The 19,427-nt window shown below is 29.1% G+C and carries 17 protein-coding genes; 14 read left to right on the top strand and 3 right to left on the bottom strand.

Annotated elements, in window-relative coordinates; genetic code table 11:
• Positions 1–86: 86 nt before the first annotated feature.
• Genes porZ through LPB03_RS08595 form a run of 3 tightly spaced genes read left to right on the top strand, consistent with a single transcriptional unit; the run spans position 87 to position 5,625 of the window.
• The gene (gene porZ / locus LPB03_RS08605; RefSeq protein WP_065317938.1) at positions 87–2,414 is read left to right on the top strand and encodes a type IX secretion system anionic LPS delivery protein PorZ; all 2,328 of its coding nucleotides are present in this window, start codon (positions 87–89) and stop codon (positions 2,412–2,414) included.
• Positions 2,414–3,136 (top strand): DNA repair protein RecO, encoded by a 723-nt coding sequence (recO, locus tag LPB03_RS08600; RefSeq protein WP_065317923.1) that lies wholly within the window; start codon positions 2,414–2,416, stop codon positions 3,134–3,136. The genes porZ and recO overlap by 1 nt, the downstream gene beginning before the upstream one ends.
• Positions 3,136–5,625, top strand: a complete 2,490-nt coding sequence (locus LPB03_RS08595; protein WP_139058916.1) for a TonB-dependent receptor — start codon at positions 3,136–3,138, stop codon at positions 5,623–5,625. Before recO ends, LPB03_RS08595 begins: the two co-directional genes overlap by 1 nt.
• A 19-nt stretch (positions 5,626–5,644) precedes the next feature.
• Here LPB03_RS08595 and LPB03_RS08590 read toward each other — a convergent pair whose 3' ends face one another.
• The 3 genes from LPB03_RS08590 to LPB03_RS08580 all read right to left on the bottom strand — a co-directional run bounded on the left by LPB03_RS08590 (position 5,645) and on the right by LPB03_RS08580 (position 8,104).
• Positions 5,645–5,992 (bottom strand): SdpI family protein, encoded by a 348-nt coding sequence (locus LPB03_RS08590; RefSeq protein WP_065317922.1) that lies wholly within the window; start codon positions 5,990–5,992, stop codon positions 5,645–5,647.
• 65 nt (positions 5,993–6,057) lie between these two features.
• Positions 6,058–6,924, bottom strand: a complete 867-nt coding sequence (locus LPB03_RS08585; protein ID WP_065317921.1) for an acyl-CoA thioesterase — start codon at positions 6,922–6,924, stop codon at positions 6,058–6,060.
• A complete protein-coding gene (locus LPB03_RS08580) occupies positions 6,911–8,104 on the bottom strand; it encodes a peptidogalycan biosysnthesis protein (RefSeq protein WP_065317920.1) in 1,194 nt (397 codons plus the stop codon). The genes LPB03_RS08585 and LPB03_RS08580 overlap by 14 nt, the downstream gene beginning before the upstream one ends.
• A 200-nt stretch (positions 8,105–8,304) precedes the next feature.
• Between LPB03_RS08580 and LPB03_RS08575 the strand changes: the two genes are divergently transcribed.
• The 11 genes from LPB03_RS08575 to LPB03_RS08530 all read left to right on the top strand — a co-directional run bounded on the left by LPB03_RS08575 (position 8,305) and on the right by LPB03_RS08530 (position 19,401).
• A complete protein-coding gene (locus LPB03_RS08575) occupies positions 8,305–9,420 on the top strand; it encodes an efflux RND transporter periplasmic adaptor subunit (RefSeq protein WP_065317919.1) in 1,116 nt (371 codons plus the stop codon).
• A gap of 32 nt (positions 9,421–9,452) precedes the next feature.
• Complete coding sequence (locus LPB03_RS08570; RefSeq protein WP_065317918.1) at positions 9,453–12,653, top strand: efflux RND transporter permease subunit; 3,201 nt, start codon at positions 9,453–9,455, stop codon at positions 12,651–12,653.
• Positions 12,640–13,983, top strand: a complete 1,344-nt coding sequence (locus LPB03_RS08565; protein ID WP_065317917.1) for a TolC family protein — start codon at positions 12,640–12,642, stop codon at positions 13,981–13,983. The genes LPB03_RS08570 and LPB03_RS08565 overlap by 14 nt, the downstream gene beginning before the upstream one ends.
• A 67-nt stretch (positions 13,984–14,050) precedes the next feature.
• Positions 14,051–14,197, top strand: coding sequence for a hypothetical protein (locus LPB03_RS16745; protein WP_170324173.1), 147 nt, complete (start codon positions 14,051–14,053; stop codon positions 14,195–14,197).
• Positions 14,198–14,259: 62 nt separating this feature from the next.
• Entirely contained in the window at positions 14,260–14,892 is a 633-nt protein-coding gene (locus tag LPB03_RS08560; RefSeq protein ID WP_065317916.1) for a Crp/Fnr family transcriptional regulator, read from the top strand.
• 133 nt (positions 14,893–15,025) lie between these two features.
• The gene (locus LPB03_RS08555; RefSeq protein ID WP_065317915.1) at positions 15,026–15,370 is read left to right on the top strand and encodes a rhodanese-like domain-containing protein; all 345 of its coding nucleotides are present in this window, start codon (positions 15,026–15,028) and stop codon (positions 15,368–15,370) included.
• 3 nt (positions 15,371–15,373) lie between these two features.
• Positions 15,374–15,643 carry a heavy-metal-associated domain-containing protein gene (locus LPB03_RS08550; RefSeq protein WP_065317914.1) on the top strand — a complete coding sequence of 90 codons (270 nt, stop codon included), beginning with the start codon at positions 15,374–15,376 and terminating at the stop codon, positions 15,641–15,643.
• A 13-nt stretch (positions 15,644–15,656) separates the two neighbouring features.
• A complete protein-coding gene (trxA, locus tag LPB03_RS08545; RefSeq protein ID WP_065317913.1) occupies positions 15,657–15,953 on the top strand; it encodes a thioredoxin in 297 nt (98 codons plus the stop codon).
• 77 nt (positions 15,954–16,030) lie between these two features.
• A complete protein-coding gene (locus tag LPB03_RS08540; protein WP_065317912.1) occupies positions 16,031–16,609 on the top strand; it encodes a methyltransferase domain-containing protein in 579 nt (192 codons plus the stop codon).
• 14 nt (positions 16,610–16,623) lie between these two features.
• Positions 16,624–17,967, top strand: coding sequence for an MBL fold metallo-hydrolase (locus tag LPB03_RS08535; protein ID WP_065317911.1), 1,344 nt, complete (start codon positions 16,624–16,626; stop codon positions 17,965–17,967).
• A 126-nt stretch (positions 17,968–18,093) separates the two neighbouring features.
• Entirely contained in the window at positions 18,094–19,401 is a 1,308-nt protein-coding gene (locus LPB03_RS08530; RefSeq protein WP_065317910.1) for a TolC family protein, read from the top strand.
• Positions 19,402–19,427 lie beyond the last annotated feature (26 nt).

Raw genomic sequence — 19,427 nt, 5'->3', positions numbered from 1 at the left:
TTCTATTTTTCTGTTAAACACTAAAAAAAAGTACGAATATACATATGATTGCGTTCTATTTAAAGAAATCTCTTTTTGAATTAAAAATGAAAAAAACTGTATCAATATATATCTTGTTTTTAACAGTATTGAGTTCTGCTCAAACTAATTATAGCGATTCTTGGGAAGATTTTTACTCTTATAATAATGTAAAAGATTTTGTAAAAGTTAATGATATTGTATATGCTTTATCAGATAATGCAGTTTTTACTTACAATGAAACTACATCTGAAATTAATAAACTTTCTTCCATACAAGGTTTGTCTGGTGATATTACATCATCAATTCATTACAATTCTACTTTTAAAAGATTAGTAATTGGTTATGAAACTGGTTTAATAGAGGTTGTTGATGAAAATGGCGTCATTACTATTTCTTCTGATATTGTAAATTTTAATCAATCTAGTCAAAAAAGAATCAATCATATTTCTGAATATGGCAATACGTTATATTTATCTACACCCTTTGCTATTGTTGAATACGATATAGAAAATTTAGAATTTGGCGATACTTTTTTTATAGGGAATGGTTCTACGTCTTTAAATATTAATGAGACATTAATTAATGGTGATAAAATTTATGCAGCTACAGAAGATGGTATTTTTAATGCAGCTCTTACAAGCAATCTTCTAATCGATTTTAATAATTGGCAACAGCAATATAATGGACGGAATTTTAGTCATATTATAAATTTTAATAATAAAATTTATATTACAGAAAACTCAAATTTATTTGATCTAAATAACAATATTTTAACTTTGGTAAGAAACTTCTTTGAACCAATTATAAATTTAAATTCATCAACATTAAATTTAATTGTATCGTTAAATAAAAAAATAATTGTTTTAGATGCTTCTGAAAATCAAACAGTAGAATTTAATACAATTTTAGATTTCGATTTTACAGCAACCAATGCTTTTTTCGATAATAACACTATTTATATTGGCACAAAAGAATTCGGAATTTTAAAAACTACGAGTGCTAGTAGCAATGAATATCAAGAAATTCATCCAGAAGGTCCTTTAGAAAATGGTGTTTTTGCTATAGAAGTAAAGAACAATGATCTTTGGGTTGTTTATGGAGGATATAGTGCATTTTATGGGTCACTTTTTTTCAGAAAAGGATTTAGTCATTTTAATGGAGAAAACTGGATAAACACAAAATATGATCCTGATTTTCCAGTAACTGATTTGAATCACATCTCTATAGATCCCAATGCAGAAAATAGAGTTTATATAAGTTCTATGGGAGATACAAGAGATATAAATAGTGTTTCTACTGGAGGATTAATGGTGGTGGAAAATGATGAAATAAAAACTTTTTATAATCACTTAAACAGTGGTTTAGAAGATTTAGAATCTACATTACCAAATAGAGTTACTGTTAGAGTTACAGCAACTAAATTTGACAAGCAAGGTAATTTATGGGTTGCCAATATTAATACTGGTGATGAACTAAAAAAATTATCGCCTTCAGGTCAATGGAGTAGTTTTGATATTAGTTCTCTACAAACCATTTTTGCTTTTGGTTTAAGTGAAATTTCGATCGATAATAACAACACAGTTTGGATAGGAACCAGAAGAAATGGCGTGTATGCATTTAATGAAAACGGAAATAGAAAAAGAGCATTAATTTCAACACCAAATCTTGGTAATTTACCAGAAACAGATGTGCTTACAGTTGCTGCAGATAAGAGCAACAGAATTTGGTTAGGAACCAGAAATGGCATGGTTGTTTTTAGAAATGCTTCTTCAATTTTTGATGCAGAAGTGTTAAATGCACAACCTGTAATTATTGAAGAAAATGGAGTAGGAGAGCGTTTGTTAGGAGATCAAAGAATCAATACTATTTTTGTAGATGGTGCAGATAATAAATGGTTTGGTACAGATAATGGAGGTGCTTTGTATACAAATCCTTCAGGACAAACAACCTTGGCGAATTTTAGCAAAGCAAATTCACCTTTACCCTCTAACAGAATTTTAAAAATTAGGGTTGATGAAGCCAATGGAAAAGTTTATTTTGCTACAGATAACGGTATTGTAGCCTATAATAGTAATGTTTCGCCTTTTGGAGAAAGTTTAGGAGAAGTATATGCGTATCCAAATCCTGCTTTAAAAAACCATGAAACGATTACTATTGATGGTAGAAATGGAACCAACTTACCAAAAGGAACCAATGTTAAAATTTTAGATGTTGCTGGTAATTTAGTTTATGAAACCAATGTTGTAGAAGGCCAGCAATTACAAGGAGGTAAAGTAATTTGGAACAAAAAAAACTTGGCTGGTAGAAGTGTAGCTTCTGGTGTTTACATTGTTTTATTAACGAATGATGATGGCTCAGAAACTGCTACAGCAAAAATTGCAATTGTAAATTAATGGGCATTGTAAATACGAAAGCAATTGTTTTAAGTTCACTAAAATTCGGTGATACTAGTTTAATTGTAAAATGTTACACAGAAGAAGAAGGTGTAAAAAGTTACTTGATAAGAGGTGTTTTAAAACCTAAAAAAACAGGAATTAAAGCAGCCTATTTTCAGCCATTAACACAACTAAAAATTATTGCAAAACACAATACAAAAGGTACTTTAAATTCCATTAAAGAAGTGCAAGTTGTAAATCCTTACAAAACAATTCATACAGATATTATTAAACAATCTGTCGTGTTTTTTTTATCAGAAATTTTGGCAAGTTCCATACAAGAAGAAGAACAAAATAAAGCGCTGTACAGTTATTTAGAAACTGCTTTTATTTGGTTAGATGTACATGATAAAATTGCAAATTTTCACTTACTTTTTTTATTGAACTTAACAGGTTTTTTAGGCTTTTATCCAGATACATCAAAGAAAGATAAAATTGGATTTAATCTTTTAGAAGGTAAATTTTCTGATAATACTGCTGATAAAAATGTGCTTTTTAAAAATGATTTATATCAATTTAAAAAGCTGTTAGGCATAAATTTTGATGGTATAGAAAATGTGTCTTATAGCAAAGACGAAAGGCAGTTGGTTTTGCAAATGATAATTGAGTATTTTAAGTTACATTTGGACAGTTTTAGAAAACCAAAATCTTTACAAGTTTTAGAAACCATTTTTAGTTGATGATGAAGAATTTATTTTTTGTATTTATATGTTTAATAAGTGCTATTTCTTTCGCTCAAAAAGTTAAAGTTTTAGACCAAGAAACTGGCAAAGGTGTTAAAAATGTTACGGTTTTTAATGAAGTAAATACGATTAGTTTAAGTACTGATGATGATGGTTTTATAGATATTTCATCTATTAAAGAAAATGAAATTATTTTCTTTTCTCATTTATCTTATGCTGTGTATAGAATCAAAAAATCTTTATTAGTAAATCAAGATTTTATAGTGTATTTAACCAAAGAATCTGAAGAGTTAGATGAAGTGGTGATTTCTTCTTTTAAGAAAGATGAAAAATCAAAGAGAATTGCAGAGCAGATAGCCGTTTTAAGTACGAAAGATATCCAAAAAATATCTCCACAAACATCCGCAGATTTATTGGCTGCAATTCCAGGAATTAAAGTGCAGAAATCTCAATTTGGGGGAGGAAGTCCTGTAATTCGTGGAATGGAATCTAACAGAGTTTTGTTAGTGGTTGATGGGGTTAGAATGAATAACGCAATTTACAGAAAAGGACATTTACAAAACTCAATTACGTTATCACCTAATTTGTTAGATAAAACTGAAGTTATTTTTGGACCTTCATCTGTAATTTATGGAAGTGATGCTTTAGGAGGTGTGATTCATTATTATACAAAAACACCAAAATTATCGGAAGAAACCACCGTAAAAAGCGAATTATTTTCAAGATTTTCCACCGTAAACCAAGAAGTTGCAACTAGCGTTTCTGCAGAAGTAAGTTTTAGTAATTGGGCTTCTTTTACAAGTATTTCGTATTCAAATTTTGGTGATTTAAGAGCAGGTGAAAATAGAAATCATGGTTTTACTGATTGGGGAAAAGTATTTTATTATTCTGAAAATGTGAATGGTAATTATGCAGAAAATCCTACACCAAATTCAGACCCTAATTTGCTAAGAAATACAGGGTATAATCAAACTGATTTCTTACAAAAATTTTATGTTCCTTTATCAAAAAATACAGATTTAAAAATCAATCTACAATACTCCACATCTTCAGATATTCAACGTTTTGATCGTTTAAATGAGCTGAAAGATGTTACAGATACTTCTTCTTTAAAGTTTGCTGAATGGTATTATGGGCCTCAAAAAAGATTTTTATTATCAACGCAATTACTCATCAATCCAGATAAAAATTGGTTAGAAAGTGGTACAATTACAACTGCTTATCAAAATATACAAGAAAGTAGAATTCAACGTAAATTTGGTAATTTAGATAGATCATATAGAGAAGAAACCGTAAATATATTTAGTGTAAATGGCGATTTCTATGTGCCAATTACAGAAGATAAAACTCGTATACTTTCTTATGGTTTTGAGGTTGCTTATAATGATGTTGGCTCAAATTCTTATGGAAAAACTTTAAATATTAGTAATCATGAAATTGTTGGTTTTTCGAACGATTTTAAAGTGCAATCACGTTATCCAGATGGTGGAAGCAGCTTTTTAACATCTGCAGTTTATGTGGATTATAGACAGGATTTAAGCCCGAAATCTACCTTAAATACAGGAATAAGATTTACAAATACCCATAAAAATGCTACTTGGATAGATGAAACTTTTTTAGATTTTGAATCTTTGACGCTAAGTAGAAATAACTCTGCAGTTACAGCAACTATAGGGTACGTTTATAAACCGACTAGAAATTGGCAGTTAAATAGTGTTTTGTCCTCGGGTTTTCGTTCTCCAAATATAGATGATATTGGTAGAGTTCGTGAAAAATCTGGAAATGTTACAATTCCAAATATTATGGTAGATCCTGAATTTGCTTACAATGCAGAAATAGGGATTTTAAAATATTTTAATAAGAGAAAATTTCGACTTGGAGCCAATATATATTACACATTATTAAATAATTATATTCAAAGAGATTTTGTATATAATGCTGATGGAAGTGTAAAACAAGTTGAATTTGATGGTGAATTTGGAAATGCAGTAAATAATCAGAATAAAGGAAATGCGTATATTTCTGGATATACTTTAAATTATTTAGGGAAAATTTCTAAAACAATAAATACTGCTGGTTTTATCACTTATACAAAAGGAAGAACGTATGATACTGAAGAACCTTTATCTTCAATTCCGCCTTTATTTGGTCAGTTTGAAATTAATTATGCAAAAGAAAAGATAGAATTAGGAGCCGTTTTTAGATTCAATAATAAAAAGGATATTACAGATTTTAACTTTACAGAAGGCATAGATAATCACGACTTAACACCAATTGTAGATGCAAATGCAACTGATGATGTAAATAAGTTTTATGGAACTCCAAGTTGGATGACTTTTGGCGTAAATGGAAGTTATAATGTAAATAAAAACCTTTCTTTACAGGCAAGGTTAGATAATATTTTAGACGAACACTATATAGAATTTGCTTCTGGAGTTTCTTCTCCTGGTAGAAATCTATCAGTTTCTTTAATGGCTAATTTTTAGTCAATCCATCAGAAACTGTTTACTTTTTCCTTTTCCCTTCATCAGTAAAATTATCATTCAAAGCACGTTCCGTTTTTATAATGCTTACAACAAGCGATAGCATTACTAAAACCATTGGTTCCCAAGTTAATTCTATCACAGAAAAATTGGCTAATAACAAACCACCTAATAAAGAAAAACCACTATACATTAAAAATGTTTGGTTAAAGGTAGTGTTTGCAAAATCCCAAATTTGTTGGTTTTGCATTGCTTTTGGAGTTCTATATCCATAAAGTCTGTTTATTTTTTTTGGAGGAAATTTCCAAAATATAACACTAATTAAAAATAGCACACCATTTGTTGTTAACACATATATAAATGAATTCATTGTATCGAATTTATAATTTTTAATACTTAATACTTAATACTGCCAACTGAAGACTAAAAAACTGCCTACTTTTTTATTGGCCTCATCAATCCTTCTTGCGCAAAAGAAGCCACTAATTTGCCATCTCTTGTAAAAATATTTCCTTTAGACAAACCTCTTGCTCCAAATGCATTTGGCGATTCTGCTGAAAAAAGCATCCAATCATCGAACTCAAAATCTCTAAAAAACCACAAAGAATGATCTAAACTAGCAGTAATTGTATTGCCAAAATTATAGTCTTTTGCATTTGGGTTAAAAGCGGCATTTAACACATTGTAATCAGAAATATAGGTTAAAATTTGATGTTTTAGCTGTAAATCCATCTCAGGAATATCGCCTTTTAATTTAAACCAAACTTCCTCTTTTGCAGGTAAGTTTTTTGGCTGCAAAGGATTTGAAGTATGTACAGGTTTAAAATCAATAGGTCTTTCTATGTTTAAAAATGATGATAATGCTTTTGGTAAAAAGTCACCAAATTTCACAACCATTTCTTCCCAACTTAGTAATTCTTCAGGTTGTTTTATATCGGGGTTTATAGCTGCTTGATGCTCAAAACCATCTTCTTTTTTATGAAAAGAAGCTGCCATAATAAAAATGGTTTTACCTTTTTGACTAGCAGTAACTCTTCTTGTAGAAAAACTACCACCATTTCTTACTTCTGCAACATCATATTCAATAGGCATCGTTAAATCTCCAGCTTCTAAAAAGTAAGAATGTAGCGAATGTAAAAACCTATCTTTAGGTATTGTTCTGTAAGCTGCGTTTACAGATTGCGCTAAAACTTGGCCACCAAAAACTATTTTACTTCCAATAGTTACACTTTCGCCAGAAAATTTATTTTTCTCTAAATTTATTAAAGATAAAAGTTCAATAAGTTCTTTAGTGTTTTTCATTTAGGTTTATAGTTTTAAAGGGAAAATGTTGATGAAAAGGTGTAGGTTGTACACGTTGCAAAAATAGTTTTAAAATTTTGTTTGTAATGCTTTTTTTATGACGAAGATACATCGTTAAATCTTGTGGTTCTGCACCAACAGAACTCTTAATTTCACTTGCAGTTCTGCCAAAATTAATTGTTTTTAAGTTCTTATTGATAGCAATTTCTATGTAATTATACAGCATTTTTTGATAAATAGCAAATTCTCTATTTAGGTGATAATCAATCCCTACAAAATGTGCGTCTAACGAATTTTGGTTGATAATACCAGACATAAAACCAATCATCTTATCTTCTAACCAATAGGTTTTTAGAATATAGTTTTCACCCAGTTTTTCCTTAAAATCTTTGTAGGTAGCTAAGTTAAAATCACCCAAATTAAAAGCTGCGTTTGTAGCTACTTTTTTGTAGAGTTCAGTCATTTTTGGTAACTGATTGGCGATATTTTCTAACGTTACATTTTCAATTTGTATGGTTGCACTTAATTGAATTGCCTTTTTAGCTTTCACTCTAAATTTTGTTTTCATGGCTGCTAAATAGTCATCAAAAATTTTCCAATTTCCATCTATTTGTAAAACCATGTTGGGTTCTACAGAAAAAGCATTGTAACTGTAATCTTTTAATTCATCAGCAATAAAAAGCGATTCATTTATAAAATCTTTTAAAAGAAACGCGTCAATTTTTAGGTGCTTATCAACATTTACAAAATGTAGTATTGCTTTTGCTAATTCTTTAATGATGATTTTTTTATCATTATTTTTTTTGATAAAAATACCATGTTCACCACTAACAAAAGTGTTTCCACAAATCAATAGTTTTAAAGGTTTTTTATCAGGAAAAATATGCAGTTTACGAGCAACAGTTTTTAATTTACTTATAAAATCCTCAAAATTATTATCGACAGAATTTAAGTAAAAATCAACAATTTGTATGGATGCAAACGCTTTTGGTTGTTTTTTGTCATCAATTAAAACAACATAAATAAAGTTAATTTTCGAATGATTTTTTTCGATAGATGCTAAAAAATCTTTGCTAAAATACTTGTTTTCTGCACAATTAAGAACGTCCCAAATAGTATTGGGAATTTCATTAACAGAAGAAAAAAAAAGTGCGTTGTCGTTTTTTTTACAGAAATTCAAGGAATCGATTTACTATTTATTAGTCTTGCAAAGTTCTTAAAAATAACTCGTTTTAAAAATTAAGATTTTAGAAATTAAAATTATAACGTTTCTTTAACAATTTTTTTTTTAGTTAATCTCACTAAAGTCAGTTAAAAAGTATCTTTGCAAAAACATTATAAACTTGATTTTTTGGTCAAGTATACTTCAACTAAATAACGATGAGAAAAATTATTCTAGCTATTCTAGGAGCTTTATTAATTATTGGTGCAATTTTTTTAGGAAATTATTTTATCGATAATAATCAAAAACCAAAACCAACATTTAAAAAAAGTATCAATACAGTTTTTGTACAAAATGTTAAAAATACGGAAGTTCCTATTGTTTTAACTGCTAATGGTAATCTGGTTGCCAAAAATAAAATTGATATTTTTTCTGAAGTTCAAGGTGTTTTAAATACTTCTAATAAGGCTTTTAAACCAGGAACAGCATATAATAGAGGCGAAATTTTATTAAGTATTAATAGCGATGAATTTAGAGCAAGTTTAAAATCGCAAAAGAGTAATTTATTTAATTTAATTACAGCTGTTTTACCAGATTTACGTTTAGATTTTTCATCAGATTTTAAAAAATGGGAAGACTATTTAAAAAGTTTCGATATTAATAAATCGATACCAGAATTACCTAGTTTTTCATCAGACAAAGAAAAATATTTTATTTCTGGACGTGGAATTTTAACAGCTTACTACAATGTTAAAAATTTAGAAGTTCGTTTATCTAAACATTTAATAAGAGCACCTTTTAAAGGAGTTTTAATAGAAACTTTAGTAACTCCTGGAACCTTGGTAAGATCAGGCCAAAAATTAGGCGAGTTTATAGATACAGATATTTATGAGTTGGAGGTTTCTGTAAATTCTGAATTTGCAGACTTATTAAAAGTTGGGAATGCAGTAGAACTTACAAGTTCAAATAAATCGAAAACTTACGAAGGGAAAGTTGTGAGAGTTAATGGAAGAATCGATCAAATTTCGCAAACCATAAACGCCTATATTCAAGTAAAAGATCCAGATTTAAAAGAAGGGATGTTTTTAGAAGCAAATTTGATTGCAAAATCAGAAACAGATGCTATTGAAATTTCAAGAAAATTATTGGTCAATAACAATGCTGTGTATACTGTTAAAAATGATAGCGTTTTAACGTTGTCAGAAATAAATCCTGTTTATTTTGGTGCAGAAAACGTGGTTATAAAAGGATTAAAAGACAATGATAAAATTTTAGCACAACCTTTTCCAGGTGCTTTTGATGGTATGATTGTAAATATTGGTAAAAAAGATTAATAGCACAAATACTGATATAAACTCAGCATACAATGAAAAAAATAATTACTTATTTTATAAAATATCCTGTTGCAGTAAATGTAATGATTATTGCATTTATTGTTTTTGGGGCGATAGGTGTGTTTAGCATGAAATCGTCTTTTTTTCCTTTAGTAGATTCAGACTTAATAAATATTTCTTTAACATATCCAGGTGCTTCTCCTACAGAGATGGAGGAAGGTGTTGTCTTAAAAATCGAAGACAATTTAAAAGGAGTTATTGGTGTGGAACGAATAACATCTGTATCAAGAGAAAATTCGGCTACAGTTAGTATAGAAGTAGAAAGAGGAAAAAATATAGATATTGTTTTAACAGATGTAAAAAATGCAGTAGATAGAGTTCCTTCATTTCCTTCTGGAATGGAACCAGCTGTTATTGCAAAAGTAGAAAATATTAGACCCACCATCAGTTTTTCTGTGAGTGGAGAAAATATTTCTTTAAAATCTTTAAAACAATATGCTAGAAATGTAGAAAATGAAATAAGAGGTATTGAAGGAATTTCGCAAGTTGAAATATCTGGTTTTCCAGATGAAGAAATAGAAATTGCAGTTAGAGAAAACGATCTGCGTGCTTATAACTTGACTTTTACAGAAGTGGCAGTTGCAGTACAAAATTCTAATATTTTAATTACTGGTGGAAATATAAAAACAGTTGAAGAAGACTATTTAATTAGAGCAAGTAATCGTTCTTATTATGGAGTAGAATTGCAAAGTATTATTGTTAGAACAGAAACAAATGGTAATATAATTCGATTAAAAGATATTGCAGAGGTTAGAGATACGTGGTCAGAAACTCCAGATAGATTGTTTTATAATGGCAATTTAGCAATTAATGTAACAGTAAGTAATACCAATAATGAAGATTTACTTACTACTGCAGATAAAATTAAAGAATACATTCATCAATTTAATCAAGAAAACCAAAATGTACAATTAAATATTTCTAGTGATTCTTCAATTTCTTTAAATGGAAGAACAAGATTATTAATAGAAAATGGAGTTGTAGGTATTTTACTTGTTTTATTCTTTTTAGCGCTCTTTTTAAACTTACGTTTGGCAATTTGGGTAGCTTTTGGATTGCCAGTTGCATTTTTAGGGATGTTTATTTTTGCAGCACAATTTGATGTTACCATAAACGTATTATCGCTTTTTGGAATGATTATCGTTATTGGTATTTTGGTTGATGATGGAATTGTCATTGGAGAAAATATTTATCATCATTATTACGATTTAGGAAAATCTAAAATACAAGCAGCAATCGATGGTACAATGGAAGTAATTCCGCCAATTGTATCAGCAATTTTAACAACAATAATCGCTTTTTCTACCTTCTTTTTTGTGGATGGAAGAATGGGTGATTTCTTTAGTGAAGTTTCAGTAATTGTAATATTAACTTTAGTTGTTTCTTTACTAGAAGCTTTGGTAATTTTACCTGCACACATTGCACACTCTAAAGCTTTAGATAGAAAAAGATTAGAAAATGGTGAAGAGAAAAAGAAAAATGGAATAGATACTTTTTTTAATAAAGTAAACGAGTTAGCAGATAATTTTTTAGTTAAAGTAAGAGATGGTTTTTATATGCCTTTTCTAAAATTTTGTTTACAAAATAAATTCTTTGCTTTTGCCATTCCAATAGCTTTGGTAATTTTTAGCAAATTAGCAATGGATGCTGGTATTGTGCAACAATCTTTTTTTCCAAGAATTGCAAGTGATCGAGTACAAATTGCGTTAACAATGCCACAAGGAACAAATGAGCAAATTACAGATTCTATTATTTCATCAATAGAAGAAAAAGTTTGGTTGGTTAATAAAGAATATTCAGCAAAACAATCTGGTGACTTCCAAGTTATAGAAAACGTTATAAAAAGAGTAGGGCCTGGAAGTGGAAATGCAACATTAACAGTTAACTTATTACCTGGAGAAGCTAGAGATTTTTCATCACCAGAAATAACAAATTCTATAAGTGATAAAGTAGGGAAAGTGTATGGTGTAGAAAGTTTAATTTTTGGTTCTGGAGGTAATTTTGGAGGTAGTCCAGTTGCAGTTTCTTTATTAGGTAATAATATTGATGAACTTAAAGCTGCTAAAGAAGAACTAAAACAAGAATTAGAAAACAATCCCCTCTTAAAAGATATTTCAGACAACGATCCTGCAGGAATTAAAGAATTAAGCATCGTTTTAAAAGATAATGCGTATGTATTAGGATTGAATTTACAATCTGTAATGGCACAAATTCGTAGTGGATTTTTCGGTTTTCAAGCACAACGTTTTCAAAGAGGTCAAGACGAAATTAAAGTTTGGGTTCGTTATGACAGAAAAGATAGATCATCTATCAAAAATTTAGATGATATGCGAATTGTAGCACCAAATGGAACAAGAATTCCGTTTTCTGAAATAGCAACGTATACCATAGAAAGAGGAGATATTGCTATCAATCACTTAAATGGAAAAAGAGAAATTCAAGTTACTGCAGATTTAAAGGATTTAGAAACAAGTGCAACAGAAATTTTAGATGATATTAAGGCTAGAATAATGCCTGCAATAACTTCTAAGCACCATTCTGTATCACCACTTTACGAGGGTCAAAATAGAGAAGCTAATAAAACAACAGATTCTTTAAATGTTGTTTTGCCGATAATTTTAATGTTGATTTATATTGTAATTGCGTTTACATTTCGTTCTTACAGTCAGCCAATTTTATTAATAATAATGATTCCTTTTAGTATGATTGGTGTTGTCTTAGGACATTATTTTCATAATTTTCCAATTGGTATTTTATCCTTTTTAGGAATTATTGCACTAATTGGTATTATGGTAAATGATGGCTTGGTTTTAATAGGGAAATTCAACAGTTATTTAAAAGAAGGTTTAAAGTTTGATGAAGCCCTAATTAAGGCTGGTCAATCTCGTTTTAGAGCTATTTTCTTAACCTCTTTAACTACTATTGCAGGTTTAGCGCCATTATTATTAGAGAAAAGCAGGCAAGCACAATTTTTAAAACCTATGGCAATTTCAATTTCTTATGGAATTGGAATAGCAACCATTTTAACGTTGGTAATGTTGCCCTTGTTATTATCTATTTCTAACTCTGTAAAAATGAGTATTAAATGGTTAAAAACGGGAGATAAAGTAACAAAAGAAGAAGTAGAAAGAGCTATTATAGAATCTAAATTTGACGAAGATGAAGATCATTAAAATTACAATATTATTAGTCGTTTTTTTATCGACAGTAAAAGGGTTTTCTCAAAAAATTTTAACCAAAGAAGAAGCGTTAGCAATTGCATTAGAAAATAATTTTGGGATTAAAATTGCTAACAATAATTTAGAGGTTGCCGAAAATAATACAAGTATTTACAATAGAGGTGCTTTGCCAACTGTGGCTTTAACATCTGGCGCAAATTATAGTAGAAATAATCAAAGTTTAATATTAACTGATAGAGATACTGGAAACGATGCAGAAATTGCTGGAAATGGAGTTGTCGCAAAAACCTACAATGCCTCATTGGGTGTAAACTATACAATTTTTGATGGTTTAGGTAGAAAATATAATTATCAGCAATTACAAAAAACGTATAATCTAACAGAGTTACAAGCCAAAGAAACGATTGAAAACACCTACTTACAGCTGTTTACAGTGTATTTTCAAATTGCTCGTTTATCAGAAAATACCAATAATTTATCAGAGGCTTTAACCATTTCTAAGAGAAGGTTAACACGTGCACAATATCAATATGATTATGGGCAATCTACAAAATTAGAATATTTAAATGCACAAGTAGATGTGAATAATGATAGTATTACATTAATTACTGCCAAGCAACAATTAAACAATGCAAAACGTGGTTTAAATGTAATTTTAGGATCTAAAGAAGATATAAATTATGTAGTAGAAACTGAGGTTGATTATAATACAATGATGAATTATAATGATTTAAAAAATAAAACTTTAGAGAATAATGCCCTTTTAAAACAAGGAGAAACTAATATTGCAATTAGCGAATTCAATATTAAGATAAACAAAGCGAACTTTTTACCTTCTTTAGGTTTTAATGCTTCTTATGGTTTTAACAGAACAGAAAACGAGAATTTAATCAATCCTTTTGGTGCAAAATTAATTACTTCAGATGGTTTAAATGCTGGCATCAACTTAACATGGAATATTTTTGATGGTGGAAGCACAAGAACACGAGTTGCGAATGCTAAAATAGCGTTAGACAATCAGCAAATATTGTTAGAGCAACAAAAAGTAAATATCGAAAATAATTTAAAAAATACTTGGGAGAATTATAACAATCAGTTATTTATTTTAACAGCACAAGAACAAAATGTGTTAACAAATCAAAATAATTTCGATAGAACTCAAGAACGTTTTAAATTGGGCCAAATAACTTCTGTAGAGTTTAGGCAAGCACAAATAAACTTAATTAATTCTAAAACAGCTTACAATAACGCAAAGTTTGATGCGAAGTTGATTGAACTCCAATTATTACAATTGAGTGGCGATATTATGAATATTAAATTCTAAAAACTGACTTTTATCATAATTTAAGAATACTATAAGCTTTAATTTTACGTATTAAATTAGATGTCTTATGAATTTTTTAAACATTCCTCTTGTTTCTTGGCTTAATGGAACCATCGTAATTGGTGTTTTTGTGTTGGTTGTAATTGGTTTGGTTGCAGCTGTTTTTATGCTGATGAATACTGATAAAAAAGCCAAAGAGAAACAAGATATTTAGCGTTACTTTTTTAGGGGTTGTCAAATCATTTTATTAAATTTAGTGTCAAATTATATTTTGAAATGGAAACTGATTTACAACTTAACTTTGGGTATTTATTTGAGCAAAACTTAATAGATGAGATTGCAAAAGTAGGTGTTTATAAAAATTTTACTGCAGATACTACAATTATAGAATTAGGAGATTTTATAAAATCGATGCCTTTGCTAATTTCTGGTGCCATAAAAATCTTAAGAGAAGATGAAAATGGAGATGAATTAGTTTTATATTATCTAGAAAAAGGAGATACGTGTGCCATGACACTTTCTTGTTGCATGGGGCAAACAAAAAGTAAAATTAGAGCGGTTGCAGAAACAGATGTTGAGCTAATTCTGTTACCAAAAGAAAAAATGACAGATTGGTTAAGTAGCTACAAAACTTGGCAATCTTTTATATTACAAAGTTACCATAATAGAGTGGAAGAGCTTTTGCAAGCTGTAGATACAATTGCTTTTTTAAAGATGGACGAACGCATTTTTAAATACTTAAAAGATAAAGCAATGGTTAACAATAATGATGAGTTAACAACCACTCACAAACAAATTGCTGAAGATTTACATACTTCACGAGTTGTTGTTTCTAGACTGCTAAAAAAACTCGAAAATGAAAATAAAATAAAGCTTTATAGAAATAGTATTAAGGTTTTAGAGCTTTAAATACTATAATTTTTTAGCTCTTTTTATAACTATTATTTTACTGTCTTTTTAAGGCAAGTGTAACTTATGTTACTAAAAAAAATGGCGTAATTATTTATCTTTGAACAAGTAAATAATAAAACTATTTTTTTAAATGATAAAATTTTTAAAATCCCTTTTTGGTATAAATTCAAATACTAATAACAACATAAAAGTGTTAGATGTTCAAACTTTTAAAAAAGCTGTCACCAATAAAAAAGTTCAGTTAATAGATGTAAGAACAGCAAATGAATACAATGCTGGTTGTATTAAAAAGGCAAAAAATATTGATGTTTTTTCTGGTAAATTCACATCAGAAGTTAATAAATTAGACAAAGAAAAACCAGTTTATGTATATTGTAGAAGTGGAGGTAGAAGCAAAAGAGCAACTAAAAAAATAGTAGATTTGGGTTTTAAAGAGATTTACGATTTAAAAGGTGGAATTCTTAACTATAATTAAACTATGAAAACTTCAATTTTAGTACAAAATTTAAAATGTGGAGGTTGTGCACATACAATATCAACCAAATTAGCAACCATAGAAAATATAAGCAACTTACAAGTAAATGTGGAAGAAAGTAAAGTGTCTTTTGACTATTCAAATGAAGAAGATGCTTTTAAAGTGAAAGAAACGTTGAAAAATTTAGGATATCCATCCATAGAGGATTCCAATTCTTTTTCTTCTAAAGCAAAATCATTTGTAAGTTGTGCAACTGGTAAGCTTTCAAAATAAATGAATTTAAATTATGAGCAAATTTTCAGAAATAATAAATCAAGAGAATCCTGTTTTAGTAGACTTTTTTGCTGAATGGTGTGGCCCTTGTAAAACAATGAGTCCAATATTAAAAGAAGTAAAAGATGTTTTGGGTGATAAAATATCAATCATTAAAATTGATGTTGATAAAAACCAATCTTTAGCTGCAAAATATCAAGTGAGAGGTGTACCAACATTCATATTATACAAAGCAGGTAAACAAGTTTGGAAACAATCTGGTGCTGTACAAAAAAATGATTTAATTACGATTATTAAAAGTTTTAGTTAGTTTTAATAGTTAATTGGGGAAAGCACCTGTTTTTTTAAAAGCAGGTGTTTTTGTGAAGAAAATAATAAAACTAATATATGGATTTATCAGCAGATTTTTGGAATGATAAATATAAAAACAACAAAACAGGTTGGGATTTAGGCGAAGTTTCTCCACCTTTAAAAGCCTATTTTGATCAACTAGAAAACAAAAATTTAAAAATATTAATTCCTGGAGGAGGCAATTCTCACGAAGCAGAATATTTATACAATAACGGTTTTAAAAATGTTTTTGTAGTAGATGTTTCTAAAATTGCTTTAGCCAATATTAAAAAAAGAGTTCCAAGTTTTCCAGCATCACAATTAATACACGCTAACTTTTTCGATTTAGAAGAATCGTTCGATTTGGTGATTGAACAAACTTTTTTTTGTGCAATTAATCCTGAATTAAGAGCAAAATATGCAGCAAAAATGCACTCAATTTTAAAGGAAAAAGGCAAATTAGTTGGGTTGCTTTTTGAGGCAAAACTCAACGAAGATCATCCACCTTTTGGTGGAAATAAAGAAGAATATTTAACCTATTTTTCTCCTTATTTTAATGATGTGAAAATGGAATCTTGTTACAACTCTTATCATAACAGGCAAGGAATGGAATTATTTATAAGGTTAAAAAAATAAAAATTAAAAAAATTATGGACATTATACAACTTCAAGATAAACCACTAGCACATTACTCTTACGCAATTATCAGTAATCATGAAATGGCAATTGTAGATCCGTCAAGAGATCCAAAACCTTATTATGAGTTAGCAGAAAAACATAATGCAAAAGTAATTGCTGTTTTTGAAACACATCCGCATGCAGATTTTGTGAGCAGTCATTTGCAAATTCATAAAGAAACTGGCGCAAAAATTTATGCAAGTAAATTAGTGGATGCTAATTATCCTCATCAAACTTTTGATGAAGGAGATGCTATTAAAATAGGCAATAGTACTTTTTCTGCCATAAATTCTCCTGGGCATTCTCCAGATAGTATTACTATTATTGCAAAGGATGTTGCTGATGATTATGCAATGTTTTCTGGTGATACTTTATTTATTGGCGATGTTGGTAGGCCAGATTTAAGAGAAAAAGCGGGTAATATGAAAGCCAAAAGAGAAGATTTGGCAAAAAGTATGTACCACACCATAAAAAATAAATTTACGCATTTGCCAGATGAAACAATTGTTTATCCAGCACATGGAGCAGGTTCTTTATGTGGTAAAAATATGAGCGATGCTGCTTCAAGTACATTAGGAAAAGAGCGAAAGGAAAATTGGGCATTTCAAGATTTAACAGAAACTGAATTTGTAAAAACCATTTTAGAAGATCAACCTTTTATACCTTCTTATTTTGGTTTTAATGTTGATATTAATAAAGAAGGCGCAACTAATTTTGAAAATGCATTTAGCAATATTCCTTTAAATTTTGGAATCACAGATTTTAAAAAAGATGCTCATTTAATTATTGATGTAAGAAGTGCATCAAACTATAAAAAGAATCATTTAGAAGGAAGCATCAATATTATTGCAGAAACAGATGCAGATAAATTAGAAACTTGGTTGGGAGCTATTGTAAAACCTAAAGAAGATTTTCATTTAGTAATTGATTCTATAACAGATAAAGAAACCGTTTTAAGTAGAATTGCTAAAATTGGATATGAAAAACAGATAAAATCTGTAATTACTTTGGGTGCAGATACTTTTAAAACGTTCGAGTCTTTAGATCTTCAAAATTTTAAAAATAACCCAACAGAGTATACAATTATTGATATCAGAAATAAAAGTGAAGTTGCTGAAGGTAAATTTTTTGAAAACGCAATTTCAATTCCTTTAAATGAACTAAGAAATTCTGAAGAAGAAATACCAACAAATAAACCAATTGTGGTGCATTGTGCAGGTGGCTATAGAAGTGCAGCTGGTAGCAGTATCATTTCAAAATTAATTGATAGTGTTCCTGTCTATGATTTAAGTGATGATGTGAACGATTTTAAATAGCATCTAAATAATTTTTAGATTAGAAGGCATTTATAAGAAATTATAAATGCCTTTTTTTGTTTGGTAACCTTTGTTACTTATAGGAATATTTCTTCGAGCTATTTTTGTACTATAAATAGATAATTAATGAAGAAGTCCTATATTTTTATGCTTTTTTTAGTGTTGTTGGGTGTTAAACTGAATGCACAAGAAATAATGCCAATTTCAAAGGCAGAAGTCCTTGCTAAAGTTTCAGAAAACAATACAGCAATTAAAATTTATGAAGAAGAATTTAATGCTTCAAAAGCAGATTATAAACAAACAAATGCTGTTTTTCTGCCAAATATTACTGCAAGTCATACAGGTATTTCAACTACAAATCCTTTAATGGCTTTTGGTTCTAAATTAAACCAAGGCATATTAACAGCAGCAGATTTTAATCCAGCATTGTTAAATAATCCAAACACCACTCAGAATTTTGCAACTATAATTAAGGTTGAGCAACCCCTTATTAATTTAGATGGCTTTTATCAACGAAAAGCAGCAAAATCTAAAATGGAAGCCATGTTTTTACAAACAGAAAGAACACAAGATTTTTTGGTGTTCGAAGTTGAAAAAGCATACATGCAATTACAATTAGCATATCAAGGAGTTTTGGTTTTAGAGAAAGCTTTAGAAACATCAAATGCAAATAAAACTATGGCAGATAATAGTTTTAAGCAAGGAGTTTTACAAAGAGCAGATCTTTTAAATGTAGAAATCCGAGTTACAGAAGTTAAAAATCAGTTACAAACTGCAAAAAGTAATGTGCAAAATGCGTCCAATTATTTGTCTTTTTTAATGAATGATAAAAATGATGTTATTTACAAACCTACAGAAACTTTAACTGTTTTTGATTTTAATGTTGATGACAAACTCATCTCTGAAAATAGAGCAGATATAAGAGCGATGCAATTAGCATTAAAGGGTTTTGAGGCAGTGAATAAAGCAGATAAAATGGCCTTTTTGCCACGTCTAAATGCCTTTGGAAGTTATGAAATGTATGACAATAAAATTTTTCAAGGTGATGCAAGTGGTTATGTAATTGGAGCACAATTAAGCTGGGATATTTTTCAAGGATCAAAACGTTTTGGAAAAGCACAAAAAAGTAAAGCAGAATTCGAAAAATCGAAGTTAGAATACAATCAATATGTTTCTAAAAATAATTTAGAATTGAATAAAGTAAAACGCCAATTAGTAGATGCTAAAAACAGCTTAGAACTAACAAAATTGGCAGTAGAACAATCAGAGGAATCTTTACGAATTAGAAAAAATAGATTTAAAGAAGGTTTAGAAAAAACATCAGATTTGTTAGTTGCAGAAACTCAATTTGCTCAAAAGCAATTGGAATATTATCAAACTATGTATCAATATAATTTTACACAAACGTATTTAAATTTTTTAACCAAAGAATAGAAAAAGGTTGCAATAAGCAGTCGGAG

It is taken from the genome of Polaribacter vadi (assembly GCF_001761365.1).
Taxonomy (GTDB): Bacteria; Bacteroidota; Bacteroidia; order Flavobacteriales; family Flavobacteriaceae; genus Polaribacter; species Polaribacter vadi.
Note: the sequence above shows the minus strand (reverse complement) of the source record. Positions and strands in the feature narration are given on the sequence as shown.

Coding starts and splice junctions, on each gene's coding strand:
- porZ (WP_065317938.1), top strand. CDS start 87: ATGAAAAAAACTGTATCAATATATATCTTGTTTTTAACAGTATTGAGT.
- recO (WP_065317923.1), top strand. CDS start 2,414: ATGGGCATTGTAAATACGAAAGCAATTGTTTTAAGTTCACTAAAATTC.
- LPB03_RS08595 (WP_139058916.1), top strand. CDS start 3,136: ATGATGAAGAATTTATTTTTTGTATTTATATGTTTAATAAGTGCTATT.
- LPB03_RS08590 (WP_065317922.1), bottom strand. CDS start 5,992: ATGAATTCATTTATATATGTGTTAACAACAAATGGTGTGCTATTTTTA.
- LPB03_RS08585 (WP_065317921.1), bottom strand. CDS start 6,924: ATGAAAAACACTAAAGAACTTATTGAACTTTTATCTTTAATAAATTTA.
- LPB03_RS08575 (WP_065317919.1), top strand. CDS start 8,305: ATGAGAAAAATTATTCTAGCTATTCTAGGAGCTTTATTAATTATTGGT.
- LPB03_RS08570 (WP_065317918.1), top strand. CDS start 9,453: ATGAAAAAAATAATTACTTATTTTATAAAATATCCTGTTGCAGTAAAT.
- LPB03_RS08565 (WP_065317917.1), top strand. CDS start 12,640: ATGAAGATCATTAAAATTACAATATTATTAGTCGTTTTTTTATCGACA.
- LPB03_RS16745 (WP_170324173.1), top strand. CDS start 14,051: ATGAATTTTTTAAACATTCCTCTTGTTTCTTGGCTTAATGGAACCATC.
- LPB03_RS08560 (WP_065317916.1), top strand. CDS start 14,260: ATGGAAACTGATTTACAACTTAACTTTGGGTATTTATTTGAGCAAAAC.
- LPB03_RS08555 (WP_065317915.1), top strand. CDS start 15,026: ATGATAAAATTTTTAAAATCCCTTTTTGGTATAAATTCAAATACTAAT.
- LPB03_RS08550 (WP_065317914.1), top strand. CDS start 15,374: ATGAAAACTTCAATTTTAGTACAAAATTTAAAATGTGGAGGTTGTGCA.
- trxA (WP_065317913.1), top strand. CDS start 15,657: ATGAGCAAATTTTCAGAAATAATAAATCAAGAGAATCCTGTTTTAGTA.
- LPB03_RS08540 (WP_065317912.1), top strand. CDS start 16,031: ATGGATTTATCAGCAGATTTTTGGAATGATAAATATAAAAACAACAAA.
- LPB03_RS08535 (WP_065317911.1), top strand. CDS start 16,624: ATGGACATTATACAACTTCAAGATAAACCACTAGCACATTACTCTTAC.
- LPB03_RS08530 (WP_065317910.1), top strand. CDS start 18,094: ATGAAGAAGTCCTATATTTTTATGCTTTTTTTAGTGTTGTTGGGTGTT.